At 62.2% G+C, this 15090-nt stretch carries 16 protein-coding genes; 10 read left to right on the top strand and 6 right to left on the bottom strand.

Going from position 1 to position 15090, the window contains the following annotated elements; all coding sequences use genetic code 11:
• Window positions 1–103: 103 nt before the first annotated feature.
• Window positions 104–1192, bottom strand: coding sequence for a mechanosensitive ion channel family protein (locus ABI546_RS05005; RefSeq protein ID WP_348044711.1), 1089 nt, complete (start codon window positions 1190–1192; stop codon window positions 104–106).
• Between the two features lie 256 nt (window positions 1193–1448).
• Between ABI546_RS05005 and ABI546_RS05000 the strand changes: the two genes are divergently transcribed.
• Entirely contained in the window at window positions 1449–2279 is an 831-nt protein-coding gene (locus ABI546_RS05000; protein ID WP_348044709.1) for a siderophore-interacting protein, read from the top strand.
• Window positions 2280–2555: 276 nt separating this feature from the next.
• Here the strand turns inward: ABI546_RS05000 and ABI546_RS04995 are convergent, their stop codons facing one another.
• From ABI546_RS04995 to pcaH, 3 genes are all read right to left on the bottom strand, one after another.
• Window positions 2556–2939: a VOC family protein gene (locus ABI546_RS04995; RefSeq protein ID WP_348044707.1), complete on the bottom strand. Its 384-nt coding sequence runs from the start codon at window positions 2937–2939 to the stop codon at window positions 2556–2558.
• A gap of 192 nt (window positions 2940–3131) precedes the next feature.
• A complete protein-coding gene (gene pcaG / locus ABI546_RS04990; RefSeq protein WP_348044705.1) occupies window positions 3132–3722 on the bottom strand; it encodes a protocatechuate 3,4-dioxygenase subunit alpha in 591 nt (196 codons plus the stop codon).
• A 16-nt stretch (window positions 3723–3738) separates the two neighbouring features.
• Window positions 3739–4440, bottom strand: coding sequence for a protocatechuate 3,4-dioxygenase subunit beta (pcaH, locus tag ABI546_RS04985; protein WP_348044992.1), 702 nt, complete (start codon window positions 4438–4440; stop codon window positions 3739–3741).
• Window positions 4441–4594: 154 nt separating this feature from the next.
• On the opposite strand from pcaH, the gene pcaQ reads away from it, so the two are divergent.
• Window positions 4595–5566, top strand: coding sequence for a pca operon transcription factor PcaQ (gene pcaQ, locus ABI546_RS04980; RefSeq protein WP_348044703.1), 972 nt, complete (start codon window positions 4595–4597; stop codon window positions 5564–5566).
• Here pcaQ and ABI546_RS04975 read toward each other — a convergent pair.
• Window positions 5563–6483, bottom strand: coding sequence for an SAM-dependent methyltransferase (locus tag ABI546_RS04975; protein ID WP_348044701.1), 921 nt, complete (start codon window positions 6481–6483; stop codon window positions 5563–5565). The two genes, pcaQ and ABI546_RS04975, sit on opposite strands and share 4 nt — an antisense overlap.
• Window positions 6484–6775: 292 nt before the next feature.
• Here ABI546_RS04975 and ABI546_RS04970 point away from each other — a divergent pair, with 292 nt between their 5' ends.
• The 5 genes from ABI546_RS04970 to ABI546_RS04950 all read left to right on the top strand — a co-directional run bounded on the left by ABI546_RS04970 (window position 6776) and on the right by ABI546_RS04950 (window position 10970).
• Complete coding sequence (locus tag ABI546_RS04970) at window positions 6776–7189, top strand: RNA-binding protein (RefSeq protein WP_348044699.1); 414 nt, start codon at window positions 6776–6778, stop codon at window positions 7187–7189.
• 233 nt (window positions 7190–7422) lie between these two features.
• Complete coding sequence (locus ABI546_RS04965; protein ID WP_348044697.1) at window positions 7423–7872, top strand: MarR family transcriptional regulator; 450 nt, start codon at window positions 7423–7425, stop codon at window positions 7870–7872.
• Window positions 7873–7967: 95 nt separating this feature from the next.
• Window positions 7968–8384: an organic hydroperoxide resistance protein gene (locus ABI546_RS04960; RefSeq protein ID WP_348044696.1), complete on the top strand. Its 417-nt coding sequence runs from the start codon at window positions 7968–7970 to the stop codon at window positions 8382–8384.
• Window positions 8385–8668: 284 nt separating this feature from the next.
• Complete coding sequence (locus ABI546_RS04955; RefSeq protein WP_348044694.1) at window positions 8669–9775, top strand: DUF2855 family protein; 1107 nt, start codon at window positions 8669–8671, stop codon at window positions 9773–9775.
• A 145-nt stretch (window positions 9776–9920) separates the two neighbouring features.
• A complete protein-coding gene (locus ABI546_RS04950) occupies window positions 9921–10970 on the top strand; it encodes a serine/threonine protein kinase (RefSeq protein ID WP_348044692.1) in 1050 nt (349 codons plus the stop codon).
• Between the two features lie 156 nt (window positions 10971–11126).
• Here the strand turns inward: ABI546_RS04950 and htpG are convergent, their stop codons facing one another.
• Complete coding sequence (gene htpG, locus ABI546_RS04945; RefSeq protein WP_348044690.1) at window positions 11127–13016, bottom strand: molecular chaperone HtpG; 1890 nt, start codon at window positions 13014–13016, stop codon at window positions 11127–11129.
• Between the two features lie 274 nt (window positions 13017–13290).
• On the opposite strand from htpG, the gene ABI546_RS04940 reads away from it, so the two are divergent.
• From ABI546_RS04940 to ABI546_RS04930, 3 genes are read left to right on the top strand one after another with little or no spacing between them, the layout of a single operon-like run.
• Complete coding sequence (locus ABI546_RS04940; protein WP_348044688.1) at window positions 13291–13758, top strand: hypothetical protein; 468 nt, start codon at window positions 13291–13293, stop codon at window positions 13756–13758.
• The gene (locus ABI546_RS04935) at window positions 13704–14348 is read left to right on the top strand and encodes a hypothetical protein (RefSeq protein WP_348044686.1); all 645 of its coding nucleotides are present in this window, start codon (window positions 13704–13706) and stop codon (window positions 14346–14348) included. The genes ABI546_RS04940 and ABI546_RS04935 overlap by 55 nt, the downstream gene beginning before the upstream one ends.
• Before the next feature lie 2 nt (window positions 14349–14350).
• Window positions 14351–15082 (top strand): fimbria/pilus periplasmic chaperone, encoded by a 732-nt coding sequence (locus ABI546_RS04930; RefSeq protein WP_348044684.1) that lies wholly within the window; start codon window positions 14351–14353, stop codon window positions 15080–15082.
• Window positions 15083–15090: the final 8 nt, after the last annotated feature.

The following is a 15090-nucleotide window of genomic DNA, read 5'->3' as shown; positions in this document are numbered from 1 at the left end:
GCGTTGCAAATGCGCGCCGGGCCTACGGGCCCGTCTGTGCTTTGCGCCTTGCCTGCCGCGCCGCTGGTCAGCCGCTTACCAGCGATCTCACGGATTCAGTCTACTAGCGGGGCGCTGCCTCGGCATGCGTGTCACGCGGCGGCGCACCCTCCAGCTCCGCCCGCATCAGCGGCAAATGCTGCGGGTATTCACGCTGCATGAAGTCCACCAGGGCCTCGCGCACCTTGCAGCGCAGGTCCCAGTTGAGGCTGGAGTTTCCTGATGTGACCAGTACGCGCAGCTGCATGCTGCGTTCACCGGCCTCGACCAGCTGCAGCAGGCAAAGCCGTTTGTCCCACTCTGGCGCAGCTTCACAGGCGCGGCGCGCCGCATCGCGCAGCGGCTGCAGCGGCATGCGGTAGTCCACCCACAAAAATACCGTGCCAATGATTTGTGCGCTGTTGCGCGTCCAGTTCTGGAAGGGGTTTTCAATAAACCATTGCAGCGGGATGATCAGGCGGCGTTCGTCCCAGATCTTCAGCACCACGTAAGTGCCGGTGATCTCTTCCACCCGTCCCCACTCTCCCTGAATGATCAGCACGTCGTCGATGCGCAGCGGCTGGGCCAGTGCGAGCTGCAAGCCGGCTATCAGATTGCTGAACACCGGCCTGGCCGCAATACCGGCCACGATGCCGATCACGCCGGCCGACGCCAGAAGGCTGGCGCCGACCTGGCGTGCGCCGGGGAAAGTCATGAGCATGAGCGCCAGCCCCGCCACCAGCACCATGAAGCTGACCGTGCGCCCCAACAGACGGGTCTGCGTATGGATGCGGCGCGCATTGAGGTTGTCTTCGACCTCGACCGAATGCTGCGCGATGATGCCCTGCGAAACGCCGCTGATGGCGCGCAAGGCCAGCCATGTCAGCGTGGCCAGGACCAGGAGCGCATTGCCGTGGCGCACCTGCGAAATCAGCGGCAAGGTGTCGGGCGCGGCTTGCCAGACGGCTTGCAACGCGATCAGCGGCAAAACAAAACGCGCGGGCCGCCAGCAACGGCGCGCCACGGCGCTGGAAATGGGCAGGTTGCGCGTCAGCCGCTGAATCACTGAAGCCCCGATGCGGTGGACCAGCAGCGCGCCGACCACCGCGGCGGCGGCCATCAGCAGCACACCCCAAGGTGATCCTTCAAACAGGCCGAGTTCGTTGTGGTTCATGAGGATGGTACTTGTCGGCTATGCGGGTCACCTAACCAGCTCGGGGGGCTGGACGCGAGGCGGAATAGGGGCTGATGGAGCCTGAGGCCGGGGCCCGGATGACCCTGCATTGACTTTACTGCACAGGGTGCGGGCGTCGGGTAGGACGCATTCCCGCCTTGCCCTTGCCAAGCGCGGGCCATTGCAATCAGATGATAATTATTCTCAATTAGAACGTTTCACCCTGGGGCAACCAGGCCCCGCACCGAAAGACACCATGTCCGCAACGCCCGCCGATTCAAACACTCCCAACAACCCCGCCGCCGCGCCCGAAGGCGCACCCCGCAAGCGCCGGCCGCCGCGCCGGGTGCAGGTCACCCGCGTGCAAACGCTAAGCCCGCTCATGCGCCGCATCACACTGCAGGGCGCAGAACTTGAAGGCTTTGAGGTGAACGACCCGGCCTGCTACATGAAGCTGATTTTTCCTGAGCCGGGGCAGACCGAACCCGATCGCCCCTTGCCCGACGGCCCGCGGGCGAAGTCCATGCGTACTTACACGCCGTTGGCGGTGCGCGGTGAGGCACTGGAAGTCGATGTCGACTTTGTGTTGCACGGCGATGGCCCCGCATCGACTTGGGCCGCACAGGCGCAACCGGGCCAGGTGCTGTATTTGATGGGGCCCGGACCGGGCTACAAAATCGCGCTGGACGCGTCTGCGCATTTTTTGATCGGTGACGACAGCGCCCTGCCCGCGTTTGAAACCATTCTGGCGGCCCTGCCCGCTACGGCCGCGGCTCGCGTGCTGGTCGAAGTGGTGGATGTCGCCGAAGAGCGCGCGCTACACAGCGCAGCCAAGGTGGAGGTCCACTGGGCCGCACGCGGCACCGACAACACACAGGCTGGCCGCGCACTGGAAACCGCGTTGCGCAACGCCGGCACACCTGCAGCCGGCACGCGCATTTACCTGGCCTGCGAGGCCGCCTCCATGCGCAGGATCCGGCAATTGTTGATCGAAGAGCTGGGCGTGGACCGCAGCCACATCGTGGGCCGCGGCTACTGGAAGCTGAATACCGTCAACCACCCGGACCACGACTACGGCGAGGATTGACGAGCCCCCACGGTCGCTCACTTCGTGTAGCTCCCTGCCCCCCGAGGGGGCCGCCCGCCTGCAGTCCGGCAAAGCCGGTCCTGCGGCTCATGCTGGGTTGAACAGTTCTTTGGGCGCTAACAGTGGGGGCCGTGGAACCGGCTTAGCCGGGCCACAGGCGCCGCCCCCTGAGGGGGGAACGGGCTACACGAAGTGAGCCCGGAAGGGGGTGAGTTCATTTCACCGTCCCCTTGAGGGGAGAACAGGCTACACGCAGTGAGCCTGGACAGGGGGGTTCTATCTTCGCGCATAACTCACCGTCAGCATCTCCCACTGGTGACCGTCGGGTTCGTTCCAGTAAATGCCCTTGCCGCCAAACTGCGTGCTGACCTGCATATCCATCGGCCCGCGCACCGAGCTGCGGTACTTGATTCCGGCCGCCTGAATGCGCGCCAGGATCGCATCGAACTCCTGCTCGCTCACGCGAAAACAGAAATGTTCGACGGGGAAGTCTTCGTCGGTGTCGATGAAGTCCAGCGTCAGGCCTTCGTTGATGAAGACGGCTGAAAAAGGACCTATCGTGGTTTCAGCCCATGGCACGCCGAGCAGTTCGGCCAGCAACCTGGCGGACGCAACCTTGTCCCGCGCCGATACGATGAAGTGGTCCAGATGAATGGTCATGGCAGGCTCCTGACGGTGATGCCTGCTTTTATAGCCGGTTCACGGCGGACCGGTACGGCGCCTGCGCAGAAAACCCTCGCACGACCATCACTTTGCCCGGAAATATTGCAAAAACCCGCTGCAGCCCAATAAGAACATGCGCGAGCAGCTATTTAAATAATAGCAACTGAGTGGCGAGGCCACCCGCCAGTGTCAGAGATCGAAGAACACCGTCTCCTTGTCGCCCTGCATGTGAATATCAAACCGGTACTGTGGCCCCGCCCCGGTCATTTCCCGTTTCGCCACCAGCGTGCCGCGCCGTGCCGCCGGTACGCTCGCCAGCACCGCATCCTTGCCATTCACTTCCGCTTCATCGTCAAAGTAGATGCGCGTGAAGGTGTGCACCAGCAGGCCACGCATGGTGACGCAGACGTTGACGAAAGGCGCTTGCCCTGCCGCGGCAACGCCGGGCTTGACGGTGAAGAACTCGTAGTGGCTTTGCGGCAGGGTGCCGGTGCCGCAGCGGCCGAACCCCGTGAAGCCGCGTGCTTCGGCGTCGGCCACGGAGGTGATGGGCAGCCCACTGCCGTCGGGCTGGGCGATCTCAACCATCGCGTCCATCACCGTATTGCCGGCGCCGTCAAACACCTGGCCGGTGATGCGGATGTGTTCGCCTTTCGCATTCGGCTGGGTCAGCACGGGCGTGAACAGGCTTTTGAGGTCGTAGCCGTATTGCGTGGGGGTGAGGCCGTAGGCAAAGAAGGGGCCGACGGTTTGCGAGGGGGTTTGTTTGAGTTGGCTCATGGGTTCTCTCCTGCCCTTATTCAAAACGCGTGGCTTTGGGGCCGCGCAGCACGATGTCGAACACATAGCCCAGGGCGTAGTCAGGCTGGGTGACGTCGAGGCTGAATTTCGAGACCATCAGCTCGCGGACGCTTTCGGGCGCGCCCATGTACATCGGGTCGTATCCCAGCAATGGGTCACCGGGGAAGTACATCTGCGTGACCAGGCGGCTGGCGAAGTAGTCACCAAACAGCGAGAAGTGAATGTGCTGCGGCCGCCACGCATTGGGGTGGTTGCCCCAGGGGTAAGCGCCGGGCTTGATGGTTTTGAAGCTGTAGCGGCCTTCGTTGTCCGTCATGCAGCGGCCGGCGCCCAGAAAATTGGGGTCCAGCGGCGCATCGTGTTGGTCGACCTTGTGCACATAACGGCCAGCCGCGTTGGCTTGCCAGACTTCGACGAGCGTGTTGCGCACAGGCCGGCCGTCTTCGTCCATCACGCGGCCGGTGATGATGATGCGTTCACCCAGCGGGTCGCCGTTCATGACGGCGTTTTTCGTCAGGTCGTTGTCGAGCGGGCCGAGCTGCTCCGCGCCGTAAACAGGCGCATTGAGCTGCGCCAGCGCCTGTTTGAGGGGAACCAGCGGCTGCTTGGGACCGCGCAACAAGGTGGATTTGTAGCCCGGATAGATATGGGGCGAATGGCTGGTCCAGTCGCGGGGCGCGAGAAAGCTGTTGTTCAGGTCGGGCTTCATGGGTGTCTCCGTGGGTCAATGGGTCGCTGGCCATTTGCAGGTGAGCCGCGGCTGATTTGCGGTGTTCGGTAACTTTAATCGCACCAAATGGTTATGTATATTGACATTTTCTAGCACCATCCATAACCAAATCAGCCGATGGGTGTTTAATCGCAGCATGGTCGATGAACGCATCAAATACCGGCATTTGCAGTGCTTTCTGGCGGTAGCGCAGCATGGCAGCCTGCAAAAGGCTGCTGACGTGCTGGCCATCACCCAGCCGGCCGTTTCGAAGACGCTGAAAGAGCTTGAAGACTTGCTGGCCGTGCGCCTGTTTGAGCGCGGTCGCCGGGGCGCGCTACCCACCCGCGAAGGCGAAGCTTTTTTACGCCATGCCGGCGCCAGCGTGAGCGCGTTGCGCGAGGCCGTGGCCAGCGTGGCGCAGACGCGGCGCCAAGGCCACGCCGTGGTCGCGATTGGCGTGCTGCCGACGGTTGCGCCGTGGCTGATGCCGCAACTGCTGCTGCGCCACGATGCCGAGGCCAGGGAGGATGCGCACACCAGTCTGCGCATTCACACAGGCTCCAACCCGGAGCTGCTGGCGCGCCTGCGCCAGCGCGAGCTGGACCTGGTCATAGGCCGCTTTGCCGAGCCTGCCCATATGGTGGGCTTGAGTTTTGAGCACCTGTATGCCGACCCGCTGGTGCTGGCCGTGCGGCCGGGCCATCCGCTGCTGGTGCAGGCGTCGCTGAAAGCCGACCTGCTGGCCGGGCTACACGATTTCACCGTGATATTGCCCACGCAGGGCACGGCGATTCGCCATACAGCGGACGGCTTTTTCCTCACGCGCGGTCTGGCATTGCCGGCACGCACCGTCGAAACGCTGTCGGTCTCCATTGCGCGCGGCTACGTGCTGCAAAGCGATGCGGTGTGGATCTCGCCGCTAGGCGCGGTGCGGCCCGATCTGGACAGCGGTGCTCTGCTGCCATTGCCTGTCAGCATGGCGGGCACGGAGGAACTGGTGGGGTTGACGCTGCGCGCCGACATGGCGCCCACACCGGCGCAGCAGGCGCTCATCACGAACATCCGGTTGCTGGCCGCGGAGCGCCGCGGCCAGGCTGTGCTGCAGGCTTAGGCCGGCACGGCGAAACGCGTCGTCAACTCACCCAGACCCAGTTCATCGAGCACCTCGTGCAGACGCGCCTGCGCCGCACGGGTTTTGCCGGCCAGGGGCTGCGCGGGGCGGCTGGCAAGGATCAATTCGTTTTTCATCGAATGCTCCCAGCCCACGAGCTCCGTCACGGTGACCTGGTAGCCGTTGGCTTCGAGCTGCAGGCAGCGCAGCACGTTGGTGATCTGGCTGCCGAATTCGCGCGTGTGCAGCGGATGGCGCCAGAGTTCGGCCAGAGGGGTTTTGGCCAGCGACAGCGCGCGGCTTTTTTTCAGCACGCCGGCCACCTCGGCCTGGCAGCAAGGCACCAGCACCATGTGACGCGCGTTTTTGGCCAGGCCAAAAGCAATGGCATCGTCAGTCGCGGTGTCGCAGGCGTGCAGCGCGGTGACGATGTCGATCTCGGGCGGCAGCTCGGCCGAAGTGGTCGACGCCTGCACCGTCAAATTCAGGAAAGACATGCGCGCAAAACCCAGGCGCGCCGCTAGCGTGCGGGATTTTTCGACCAGCTCGGCGCGGGTTTCAATGCCGTAGACATGGCCGGCCATGGCCTCGCCTGCGTGCGCCACGTTAAAGAACAGGTCATACACGATGAAACCCAGATAGGACTTGCCGGCGCCGTGGTCGGCCAAAGTGAATGCAGCTTTGGCGGCCGCGACCTCATTGAGCAGGGGTTCGATGAACTGGTACAGGTGGTAGACCTGCTTGAGCTTGCGCCGCGTGTCCTGGTTGAGCTTGCCCTCGCGCGTGAGGATGTGCAGCTCCCTGAGCAGCTCGATCGACTGCCCAGGGCGAAGTTCTTCAATCACTTGCGCGGCGGGTGCGGGCTTTACAGCGCCTTTTAGTGGTTTTGCGGCGCGCGCGGTGCTGGGGGTTTGCATATCCCCAGTTTAGTGGGAGCGGCGCAACGGCCGCCTCTACCGCAGCGCAAAGCCCGCTGGGCCCAGCCCCTAACCCCACGTGCGGTGGCACCATCCCTCAAAAAATTGGCCGGGAAACAGACGAAAAACCACTCCGGCGGATTTAAGCGCATAATCCGACAGTACGGGTGCAAAACACCCGCACAAGTTAGTGGTCGGTCAGTTTCGCGCGCTACGGCGGTACTTCTTCAGTTTGTTGTGCTTTCGGGACTCCATCGCTTTTGTTTTATGTGTTTTTTTTGAGGAGTCCTCTATGGGCAATAAACTTTACGTCGGCAACCTGCCATACACGGTTCGTGACGAAGACCTGCAACAATCTTTTGGCCAATTCGGCGCTGTCACCAGCGCTAAAGTCATGATGGAACGCGACACCGGTCGCTCCAAAGGCTTTGGCTTTGTCGAAATGGGCAACGATGCAGAAGCACAAGCCGCAATCACCGGCATGAACGGCCAGTCCCTGGGCGGCCGTAGCATCACTGTGAACGAAGCCCGTCCGATGGAGGCACGTCCTCCCCGTACCGGCGGCTTCGGCGGCGGTGGCGGCTACGGCGGCGGTGGCGGTGGTGGCGATCGCTCCGGCGGTGGCGGCTACGGCGGCGGCGGTGGTGGCCGTTCCGGTGGCGGCGGCTACGGTGGTGGCGGCGGCGGTGGCCGCGGCGGCTACTAAGCCCTGCAAACCCCAGTAACGGCAGCAATGCCGTTGCAAACCTGCTGACTCAGCCCTGCGCTGAGCAAAGCCAAAAGGCTTCAAGACTTCGGTTTTGAAGCCTTTTCCTTTTGGGGCTACGCCCGGAACCTGCCGGGCCGGATACCGACGCACCTGAAACCACCATCTGGCACCATCGGATCTACGGTCGCAATTAAGTTGCGCACAATTTAATTGCGAGCTATAATTCGTTGATGCCCGACAAAACCCACACCGTTGACGCCATGCTCCAGCTGGACAACCAGTTGTGTTTTGCCCTGTATTCCACGTCGTTGGCCATGACCAAGCTCTACAAACCCATGCTCGAAGAGATGGGCCTGACCTACCCGCAATACCTTGCCATGCTGGTGTTGTGGGAGCAGGACGGCCTCACGGTATCCGAGCTCGGTGAACGTCTTTACCTCGACTCGGGCACCCTCACGCCGCTGCTCAAACGCATGGAAGCCGCTGGCCTGCTCTCGCGCCTGCGCGCCGTGCAAGACGAGCGCCGTGTGCACATTACGCTGACGGCCGCGGGCCGCCAACTCAAGGCCAAAGCCGCCAAAATTCCGGGCTGCATCATGAGTGCCACCGAGTGCTCGATCCCCGAACTGGTGTCGCTGACGCAGCAAGTCCAGTCCTTTCGCCGGCGGCTCACCGCCTGACCTCTTTTTCTTTCTATTTCTATTTCTATTTCTATTTCTATTTCACCGAATTTTTAACCCGCCCCGATTCGGGGTAATTTCTCAAGGAAGCCACCATGACAACGCTCGAAAAAGTTCTCTATACCGCCCACGCCCACACCACCGGCGGCCGTGACGGCAAGTCCAAGACCGACGACGGCCGCCTGGACGTCACGCTGAGCTCGCCCGGCACCTCCGGCACGGGCACCAACCCCGAGCAACTGTTTGCGGCCGGCTACGCAGCCTGCTTCATTGGCGCGATGAAGGCTGTCGGCGGCATGAAGAAGATCGACGTGCCCGCAGACGTTTCCATCGATTCCAGCGTTGACCTGGGCAAGATCCCCAACGGCTATGGCATCGCCGTGCGCCTGGACATCACCCTGCCCGGCATGGACCGCGCTGCCGCCCAGGCGCTGGTGGACGCAGCCCACCAGGTTTGCCCTTACTCCAACGCCACCCGCGGCAACATTGAAGTTGTGATCACGCTGAAATAAGGCCCCCACGGTCGCGCACTTCGTGTCGCTCCCTGCCCCCCGAGGGGGCCGCCCGCCTGCGGTCTTGCAAAGCCAGTCCCGCGGCTCATGCTGGGTTTAAGAGTTCTTTGGGTACTACCAGTCCGGGCACTTCACCAGTGGGGGCCGCGGGTCCGGCTTCGCCGGCCCCAGGCGCCGTCCCCTCAAGGGGAGAACAGGCTACACGCAGTGAGCCTGGACAGGGGTGGAAATATTTTTGCCCGCCGGTGTTGAACCGGTGGGCCGTTTCATTTACGGTTGGCGCCATGAACACCGCAGCCCCCACCGCCACCTTCCAGGTCCGAAAAGACGCGCTCACCCAAACCCGCCGGCACACCGATGCTTATGTGCCGCTCACGTCCGGCCAGGTGCGGCTGGGCATCGAATCATTCGCCCTGACGTCCAACAACATCACCTATGCGGCGTTTGGCGAGGCGATGAGCTATTGGCAGTTTTTCCCGACCGGGGAAGAGGGCTGGGGCAACATTCCGGTCTGGGGCTTCGCCACGGCGCTCGAGTCGCAATGCGAAGGCGTGGCCGTGGGGGAAAAGTTTTACGGCTACTACCCCATGGCCAGCGAACTGGTGCTGCAACCGGCGCGCGTAACGCCCGCCGGCTTCTTTGACGGCGCCGCACACCGGCGGGCCCTGCCGGTAGCCTATAACCAGTACATGCGCTGCAGCACAGACCCGTTTTACGACGCGGCGACCGAGGATATGCAGTCGCTCCTGCGCCCGCTGTTCATCACCTCGTTCCTGATTGACGACTTCCTGGCGGACAACGACTTCTTCGGCGCCGGCGCCATGCTGCTGTCCAGCGCCTCCAGCAAAACGGCTTACGGCACGGCCTTTCAGCTGGCAAAGCGGCCGGGTGTTGAAGTGATAGCCCTTACCTCGCCAGGCAACGTTGCTTTTTGCGAAAGCCTGGGGTGCTACAGCCGTGTGGTGACCTATGACCAGCTCGATGCGATTGCCGCAGACACAGCTTGCATTTACGTCGACTTCGCGGGCAGCGCCGGCCTGCGCCAACGCATTCACACCCGCTTTGGCCATCTTCGCTACAACTGCTCGATAGGCGGCACGCATGTGGACGACCTGGCCGCCAAGGGCAGCGCAAAGGACTTGCCCGGCCCCAGGCCCACGCTGTTCTTCGCGCCCTCGCAAGCAAAAAAGCGCGTTGCCGACTGGGGTGAGGAGGGCTTTGGAAAGCAGCTGGCCAGCGCCTGGCGGGATTTCACGCGGCAGGTAGCGGGCACCGGAGCGCCCTGGCTCATCGCCCAGCGGCATGCCGGGCAGGTTTCGGTGCAAGCCGCTTACCAGGACGTGCTGGCCGGCAAGGGAGACCCGCGCACCGGCCACATCCTGCAGCCCTGATTCTTCACACCTTCAGCTGGAGATTGCTATTATTTTTATAGCTGCTCGCGCACATTCTCATTAGGCTACAGGCTTTTTTGATCCGGGAAACAGGCATTTACAAGCGCTAGCGGGGTCGTGCAACGTTATGCGCCGACAATCGGGCATGACGGAAAAAAACACAGCTACCGCAGCACTGCATGCCTACGAGTCACTGACACCCGACGTGGTGCTTGACGCGCTGGCCAGCGTCGGTTTGCTGGGTGATGGCCGGTTAATGGCGCTGTCGAGCTACGAAAACCGGGTGTATCAGATCCATCTTGAGAGCCCCGTTGGCGACGCCGACCTCGCAGGCGACATCGTGGTCGCCAAGTTTTACCGGCCCGACCGCTGGAGCGACGAACAGATCGCCGAAGAACACGCTTTTGCCGCGGAGCTGATGGCCGCCGAGATCCCGGTGGTGGGCGCGCTTGTGCTGGACGGCCGCACGGTGCACCACTTCAAGGGCTTCAGCTTCAGCGTTTCGCCCAGCCGCGGCGGGCGGCGGCCCGAGCTTGACAACCTGGAGGTGCTGGAATGGATAGGCCGCTTCCTGGCGCGCATCCACACCGTCGGCAGCGCCAAACCCTTTGCACACCGGCCGGCCCTGAACCTGCAGACCTTTGGTTATGCCTCACGCGACATCCTGCTGGCGGGGGGCGCGCATGGCTACATTCCACTGGACATGGAGTCGCGCTGGCGCAAGGCCTTTGAAGAAGCCATGCTGGTGGCGCAAACCGTGTTTGAAAGCGTGGGAGACGTGAAAAACCTGCGCCTGCATGGTGACTGCCACCCCGGCAACATCTTGTGGACGCCCGAGGGCCTGCCGCTGGCCGGCCCGCATTTCGTCGACCTGGACGATGCGCGCACCGGGCCGGCGGTGCAGGATTTATGGATGCTGGTGTCCGGCGACCGCGCGCAGTGCACGCGACAGCTGGGCGCGCTGGTGGACGGCTACGAGGAGTTCCGCGAGTTCGACCGGCGCGAGCTCGCGCTGATCGAGCCGCTGCGCACACTGCGCCTGGTGCACTACAGCGCCTGGCTGGCGCAACGCTGGCACGACCCGATTTTCCCGATCAACTTTCCCTGGTTCGGCTCCAGCGACTACTGGAAAGGCCAGGTCGACATGCTGGAAGAGCAGACCGAGGCCATGCAGGAAGCGCCCCTGGTGTGCTGAGGAACAGGCGGCGCATCAGGCGCGGCCTCTGGTTTCGGCAAGCGCTATTGATTTAATAGCTGCTTGCGCTTGTCCACAAAGGGCTGGAGGCCGATTTGACCAAAATCCGTTTCGAGCCCCTCTGACGCCCCAACTCCCCCAGCTGATGCGCAGCGCCTACACCAGCAACGCGTTGACTCGCCGCACATAGGCGGCCGGGTCTTCAGGCATGCCGCCTTCGGCCAGCAAGGCCTGGTCAAACAGGATGTGGGCCAGGTCGTCAAAATGCGCGCCATCCACACCGGCCTCGAGCTTTTTGACCAGCGGGTGCTGGGCGTTGACCTCCAGGATGGGCTTGACCTCGGGCACGGCTTGGCCGGCCTGCTTGAGCATGCGGGCCAGCTGGGTCGACATGTCGCCGTCCTGCACCACAAGGCAGGCGGGTGAATCGACGAGACGGGAGGTCGCGCGCACATCCTTGGCCTTGTCTTTCAGCGCTTCTTTCATCTTGTCGAGGATGGGCTTGAACTGCGTCTGTGCCTCTTCGGCGGCTTTTTTCTCGTCCTCGTCCTGCAGCTTGCCAAGATCTACCGAGCCCTTGGCCACCGACTGCAGCGGCGTGCCATCGAAGTCGTGCAGGTAATTGAGCGCCCACTCGTCGACCCGGTCCGCCATCAGCAGCACTTCGATGCCTTTCTTGCGGAAGATTTCGAGCTGGGGGCTGTTCTTCGCGGCGGCCAGCGTGTCGGCGGTGATGTAGTAAATCGCGTCCTGGCCTTCCTTCATGCGGGCCTTGTAGTCGGCAAAGCCCACACTCACCGTGTCCGTCGTTGAGCTGGCAAAGCGCAGCAGCTTGGACAGGCGCTCGCGATTGGCAAAGTCTTCACCCAAACCCTCTTTGAGCACAGCGCCGAATTCGCCATAAAAGGCCTTGAACTTCTCGGCGTCGTTGGCGGCCAGGTCCTCGATCATGGACAGCACGCGCTTGGTGCAGCCTTCGCGAATGGCTTTGACGGCGCGGCTTTCCTGCAACAGTTCGCGCGAGACATTGAGCGGCAAATCCGACGAATCAACCACACCCTTGACGAAACGCAGATAGGTCGGCATCAGCGCCTGGGCATCGTCCATGATGAAAACGCGCTTGACGTAGAGCTTGACGCCCGCGGCCTTGTCACGGTTGAACATGTCCATGGGCGCCTTGGCCGGGATGAACAGCAGCTGCGTGTATTCGGTGGCGCCTTCCACGCGGTTGTGCGTGGTGGCCAGCGGCGCTTCGCTGTCGTAGCTGATCTGCTTGTAGAACTCGTCGTACTGCTCCTGCGTGATGTCCTTTTTGGCACGCGTCCACAGTGCCGCCGCCTGGTTCACGGTTTCCCATTCACCGGTGACCGCCATTTCGCCGGGCTGGTCGTTTTCGCCCTCTTTCCACTCCTCTTTTTGCATCAGGATGGGCAGCGAGATGTGGTCGGAGTATTTGTTGATGATGCCTTTGAGTTTCCAGGCATTCAGGTAGTCGAGCGACTCTTCCTTCAGGTGCAGGATGATGCTCGAGCCGCGTTCGGCCCGCTCGATGTCTGCGATTTCAAACTCGCCCGTGCCGTCGCTGCTCCAGCGCATGCCCTGGTTGATGGGCAGGCCGGCCCGGCGGCTTTCCACCGCAATGCGGTCGGCCACGATAAAGCCTGAATAAAAGCCCACGCCGAACTGGCCAATCAGCTGCGCGTCGTTCTTCTGGTCGCCCGAGAGCTTGGCCATGAAGTCGCGCGTGCCGCTCTTGGCAATCGTGCCGAGGTTGTCGATGGCTTCCTGCTGCGACAGGCCGATGCCGTTGTCGGCGATGGTCAGGGTTTTGGCCGCCTTGTCGAAACTCACGCGCACCCTGAGTTCGGGGTCGTTTTCGTACAGCGATGCATCGTTCAGCGCCTCGAAACGCAGCTTGTCGCAGGCGTCCGACGCATTGGAGATCAGCTCGCGCAAAAAGATGTCCGGGTTCGAGTACAGGGAGTGCGTGACCAGCTTGAGCAGCTGCGCAACTTCGGCTTGGAAAGACAGGGTTTGTTTCTGCATGGTCTGAGGCATGGTTGTTTCAAGTTTGTTACTGATTCACTGGATTCGGAAGAAAAAAGCCGTTTCAGACGGCAGTATTACGCTTGTTACCTGTAAGTCTTTCGGCTCCATTTATGAATAAATCCAATAATTTCAACGGTTTGACGTGACAAATTCCCCACTAGAGTGCGCTGTTACAGATACAAATCGACCGATTTCAGAAATATCTGGTTACAGTTCATTCACCTTCACATTTCCCTTGTTTGTTATTCGTTTTTTTAACTGGAGAACAGTCATGAAAAAGCTCATTTTAGTAATCGCCCTCGGCCTTGCCGCAATTGCCACCCTGCCCGCCTATGCTGCCACCGCAGCTGGCACCTTCAACGTGGTGATCAACCTGACCTCGAAGTGCGAGATCAACTCCACCAACGCCGCTACCGGCGCGGTCATCAACAACGTGGTGTTCAACTACACCTCGTTCCAGACCACGGCAGCCACCTCCACCGGCGGCGGCTTCAACGTTCGTTGCACCAACTCCCTGCCTTACACCCTGGCACTGAGCAACTCCGGCGTGACCGATGATGCCGTCAACCTGGCTTATACCCTGGCCCTGAGCGCTGCAGCCGGCACCGGCAACGGCACCGACCAGGCTTTCACAGTCAACGGCACCATGGCCGCTGGCCAGGCTGGCACCTGCGCCACGGCGACTTGCACCAATACCGCCGCGACCAACAAGACCAAGACCCTGACGATCACCTACTGATCGCCTCGGGCCTGATCCCCGCCACGTTGACAGCCATGATCCGCAAGGCCGCCTTCGGAGCTCTCTTGATGCTAGCCGCTGCCGCCTGCTTTGCCGGCGCGGCGGCCGGGCAGTTTTCGGTCCAGATCACGCTGAACGTCCCGGGAAACACCACCGGCAATGGCAACGCCTGTACCAGCGCCACCGGCTCTGGCGGCAGCGGCGCCTCGGTACAGGTGACCTGCAATTCGAATGTCTTTGTCAATATCTCGCAAGTCCGCAGTCTAGGGGATGCCCGCTTCATGCCCGGTTACCGGCCGACGCGGGACTCCCTGCTGCCCGACTACTGCCGCAATGAATTGTCCCGCAATGACCCGGGCGCCCGCTATACCTGCCGGCTCCAGGACCAGCGCCAGGTGGCCACGGCCGATGAAGAGTCAGACGATGGCTGGGAAATCGAAAGCCGGCGCTACGCCCTGGACCCAGAGGCTGCGGAGATTGAAAAACAGGCCCGCATCCGGCTTCGGGATGACCGTGGCACCGTGACAGCGCTGCGCCTTGCCTACGCCGGGAAACACGCTGGATCAGTAGAGATGCTGGTATCCTTCTAAGGATGAACGTCTCACCGCGCCGAAGCAAGCTTGTCACCTACGCCCTCCTGCTAAGCCTGCTGGGACCTTGGGTTGCAGCAACGGCAGGCGTCTTTTCAGTGACACCGGTCCGGCTTTACATGACACCGCGTGATCGCGCCATCGCAGTCACACTGTCCAACGAAGCAGACACCGAAGTCGTACTGCAGGCTGACATCAATACATGGAGCCAGAACCCGGACGGTACTGACGAACTCGTCCTGACCGAAGACCTGATCCTGGCGCCGCCCATCATCAAGCTGGCCCCCAAGGCCCGGCAGGTGGTGCGCCTTGCCCTGCTGAAACCTGCAGATGCAAGCCGGCAACTGACTTACCGAATGATCATTCGCGAAGTCCCTGAAGCCGTGCCCGCAACAGGCATCCAGGTCCCGATCGCGCTGGCCCTTAGCATGCCGGTGTTCATTACCCCCCCGGTGGCCAAGCGCCAGGTCAACTGCACCCACCAGCTTGCGGACGCCAAGACCCTCAACCTGCAATGCAGCAATACCGGTACGGCTTACGCCCAGATACGGGAAGCGACCGTCACGCGCGGCACGCAAACACTGGCCCGGTTTGAGGGCGGCAGTTACATCCTCCCCGGTGCCCGCAAAACCGTCGGCCTCAAGGGCGAGCAAGCATTGACAGCAGGAGAAGCCAAATTGGTGGTGACCTTTGACGATGGACAGAGCCTGACGACCAGCGTCACGCTGCCCTGATTGGCACA

Source organism: Polaromonas sp. (assembly GCF_039932935.1).
Classification (GTDB): Bacteria; Pseudomonadota; Gammaproteobacteria; order Burkholderiales; family Burkholderiaceae_C; genus Polaromonas.
The sequence above is the reverse complement of the archived record's forward strand: the minus strand, read 5'-3'. Positions and strand labels throughout refer to the sequence as shown.

Coding starts and splice junctions, on each gene's coding strand:
- ABI546_RS05000 (WP_348044709.1), top strand. CDS start 1,449: ATGTCCGCAACGCCCGCCGATTCAAACACTCCCAACAACCCCGCCGCC.
- ABI546_RS04930 (WP_348044684.1), top strand. CDS start 14,351: ATGAACGTCTCACCGCGCCGAAGCAAGCTTGTCACCTACGCCCTCCTG.
- ABI546_RS04940 (WP_348044688.1), top strand. CDS start 13,291: ATGAAAAAGCTCATTTTAGTAATCGCCCTCGGCCTTGCCGCAATTGCC.
- ABI546_RS04965 (WP_348044697.1), top strand. CDS start 7,423: ATGCCCGACAAAACCCACACCGTTGACGCCATGCTCCAGCTGGACAAC.
- ABI546_RS04960 (WP_348044696.1), top strand. CDS start 7,968: ATGACAACGCTCGAAAAAGTTCTCTATACCGCCCACGCCCACACCACC.
- ABI546_RS04955 (WP_348044694.1), top strand. CDS start 8,669: ATGAACACCGCAGCCCCCACCGCCACCTTCCAGGTCCGAAAAGACGCG.
- htpG (WP_348044690.1), bottom strand. CDS start 13,016: ATGCAGAAACAAACCCTGTCTTTCCAAGCCGAAGTTGCGCAGCTGCTC.
- ABI546_RS04975 (WP_348044701.1), bottom strand. CDS start 6,483: ATGCAAACCCCCAGCACCGCGCGCGCCGCAAAACCACTAAAAGGCGCT.
- ABI546_RS05005 (WP_348044711.1), bottom strand. CDS start 1,192: ATGAACCACAACGAACTCGGCCTGTTTGAAGGATCACCTTGGGGTGTG.
- ABI546_RS04970 (WP_348044699.1), top strand. CDS start 6,776: ATGGGCAATAAACTTTACGTCGGCAACCTGCCATACACGGTTCGTGAC.
- ABI546_RS04995 (WP_348044707.1), bottom strand. CDS start 2,939: ATGACCATTCATCTGGACCACTTCATCGTATCGGCGCGGGACAAGGTT.
- pcaG (WP_348044705.1), bottom strand. CDS start 3,722: ATGAGCCAACTCAAACAAACCCCCTCGCAAACCGTCGGCCCCTTCTTT.
- ABI546_RS04950 (WP_348044692.1), top strand. CDS start 9,921: ATGACGGAAAAAAACACAGCTACCGCAGCACTGCATGCCTACGAGTCA.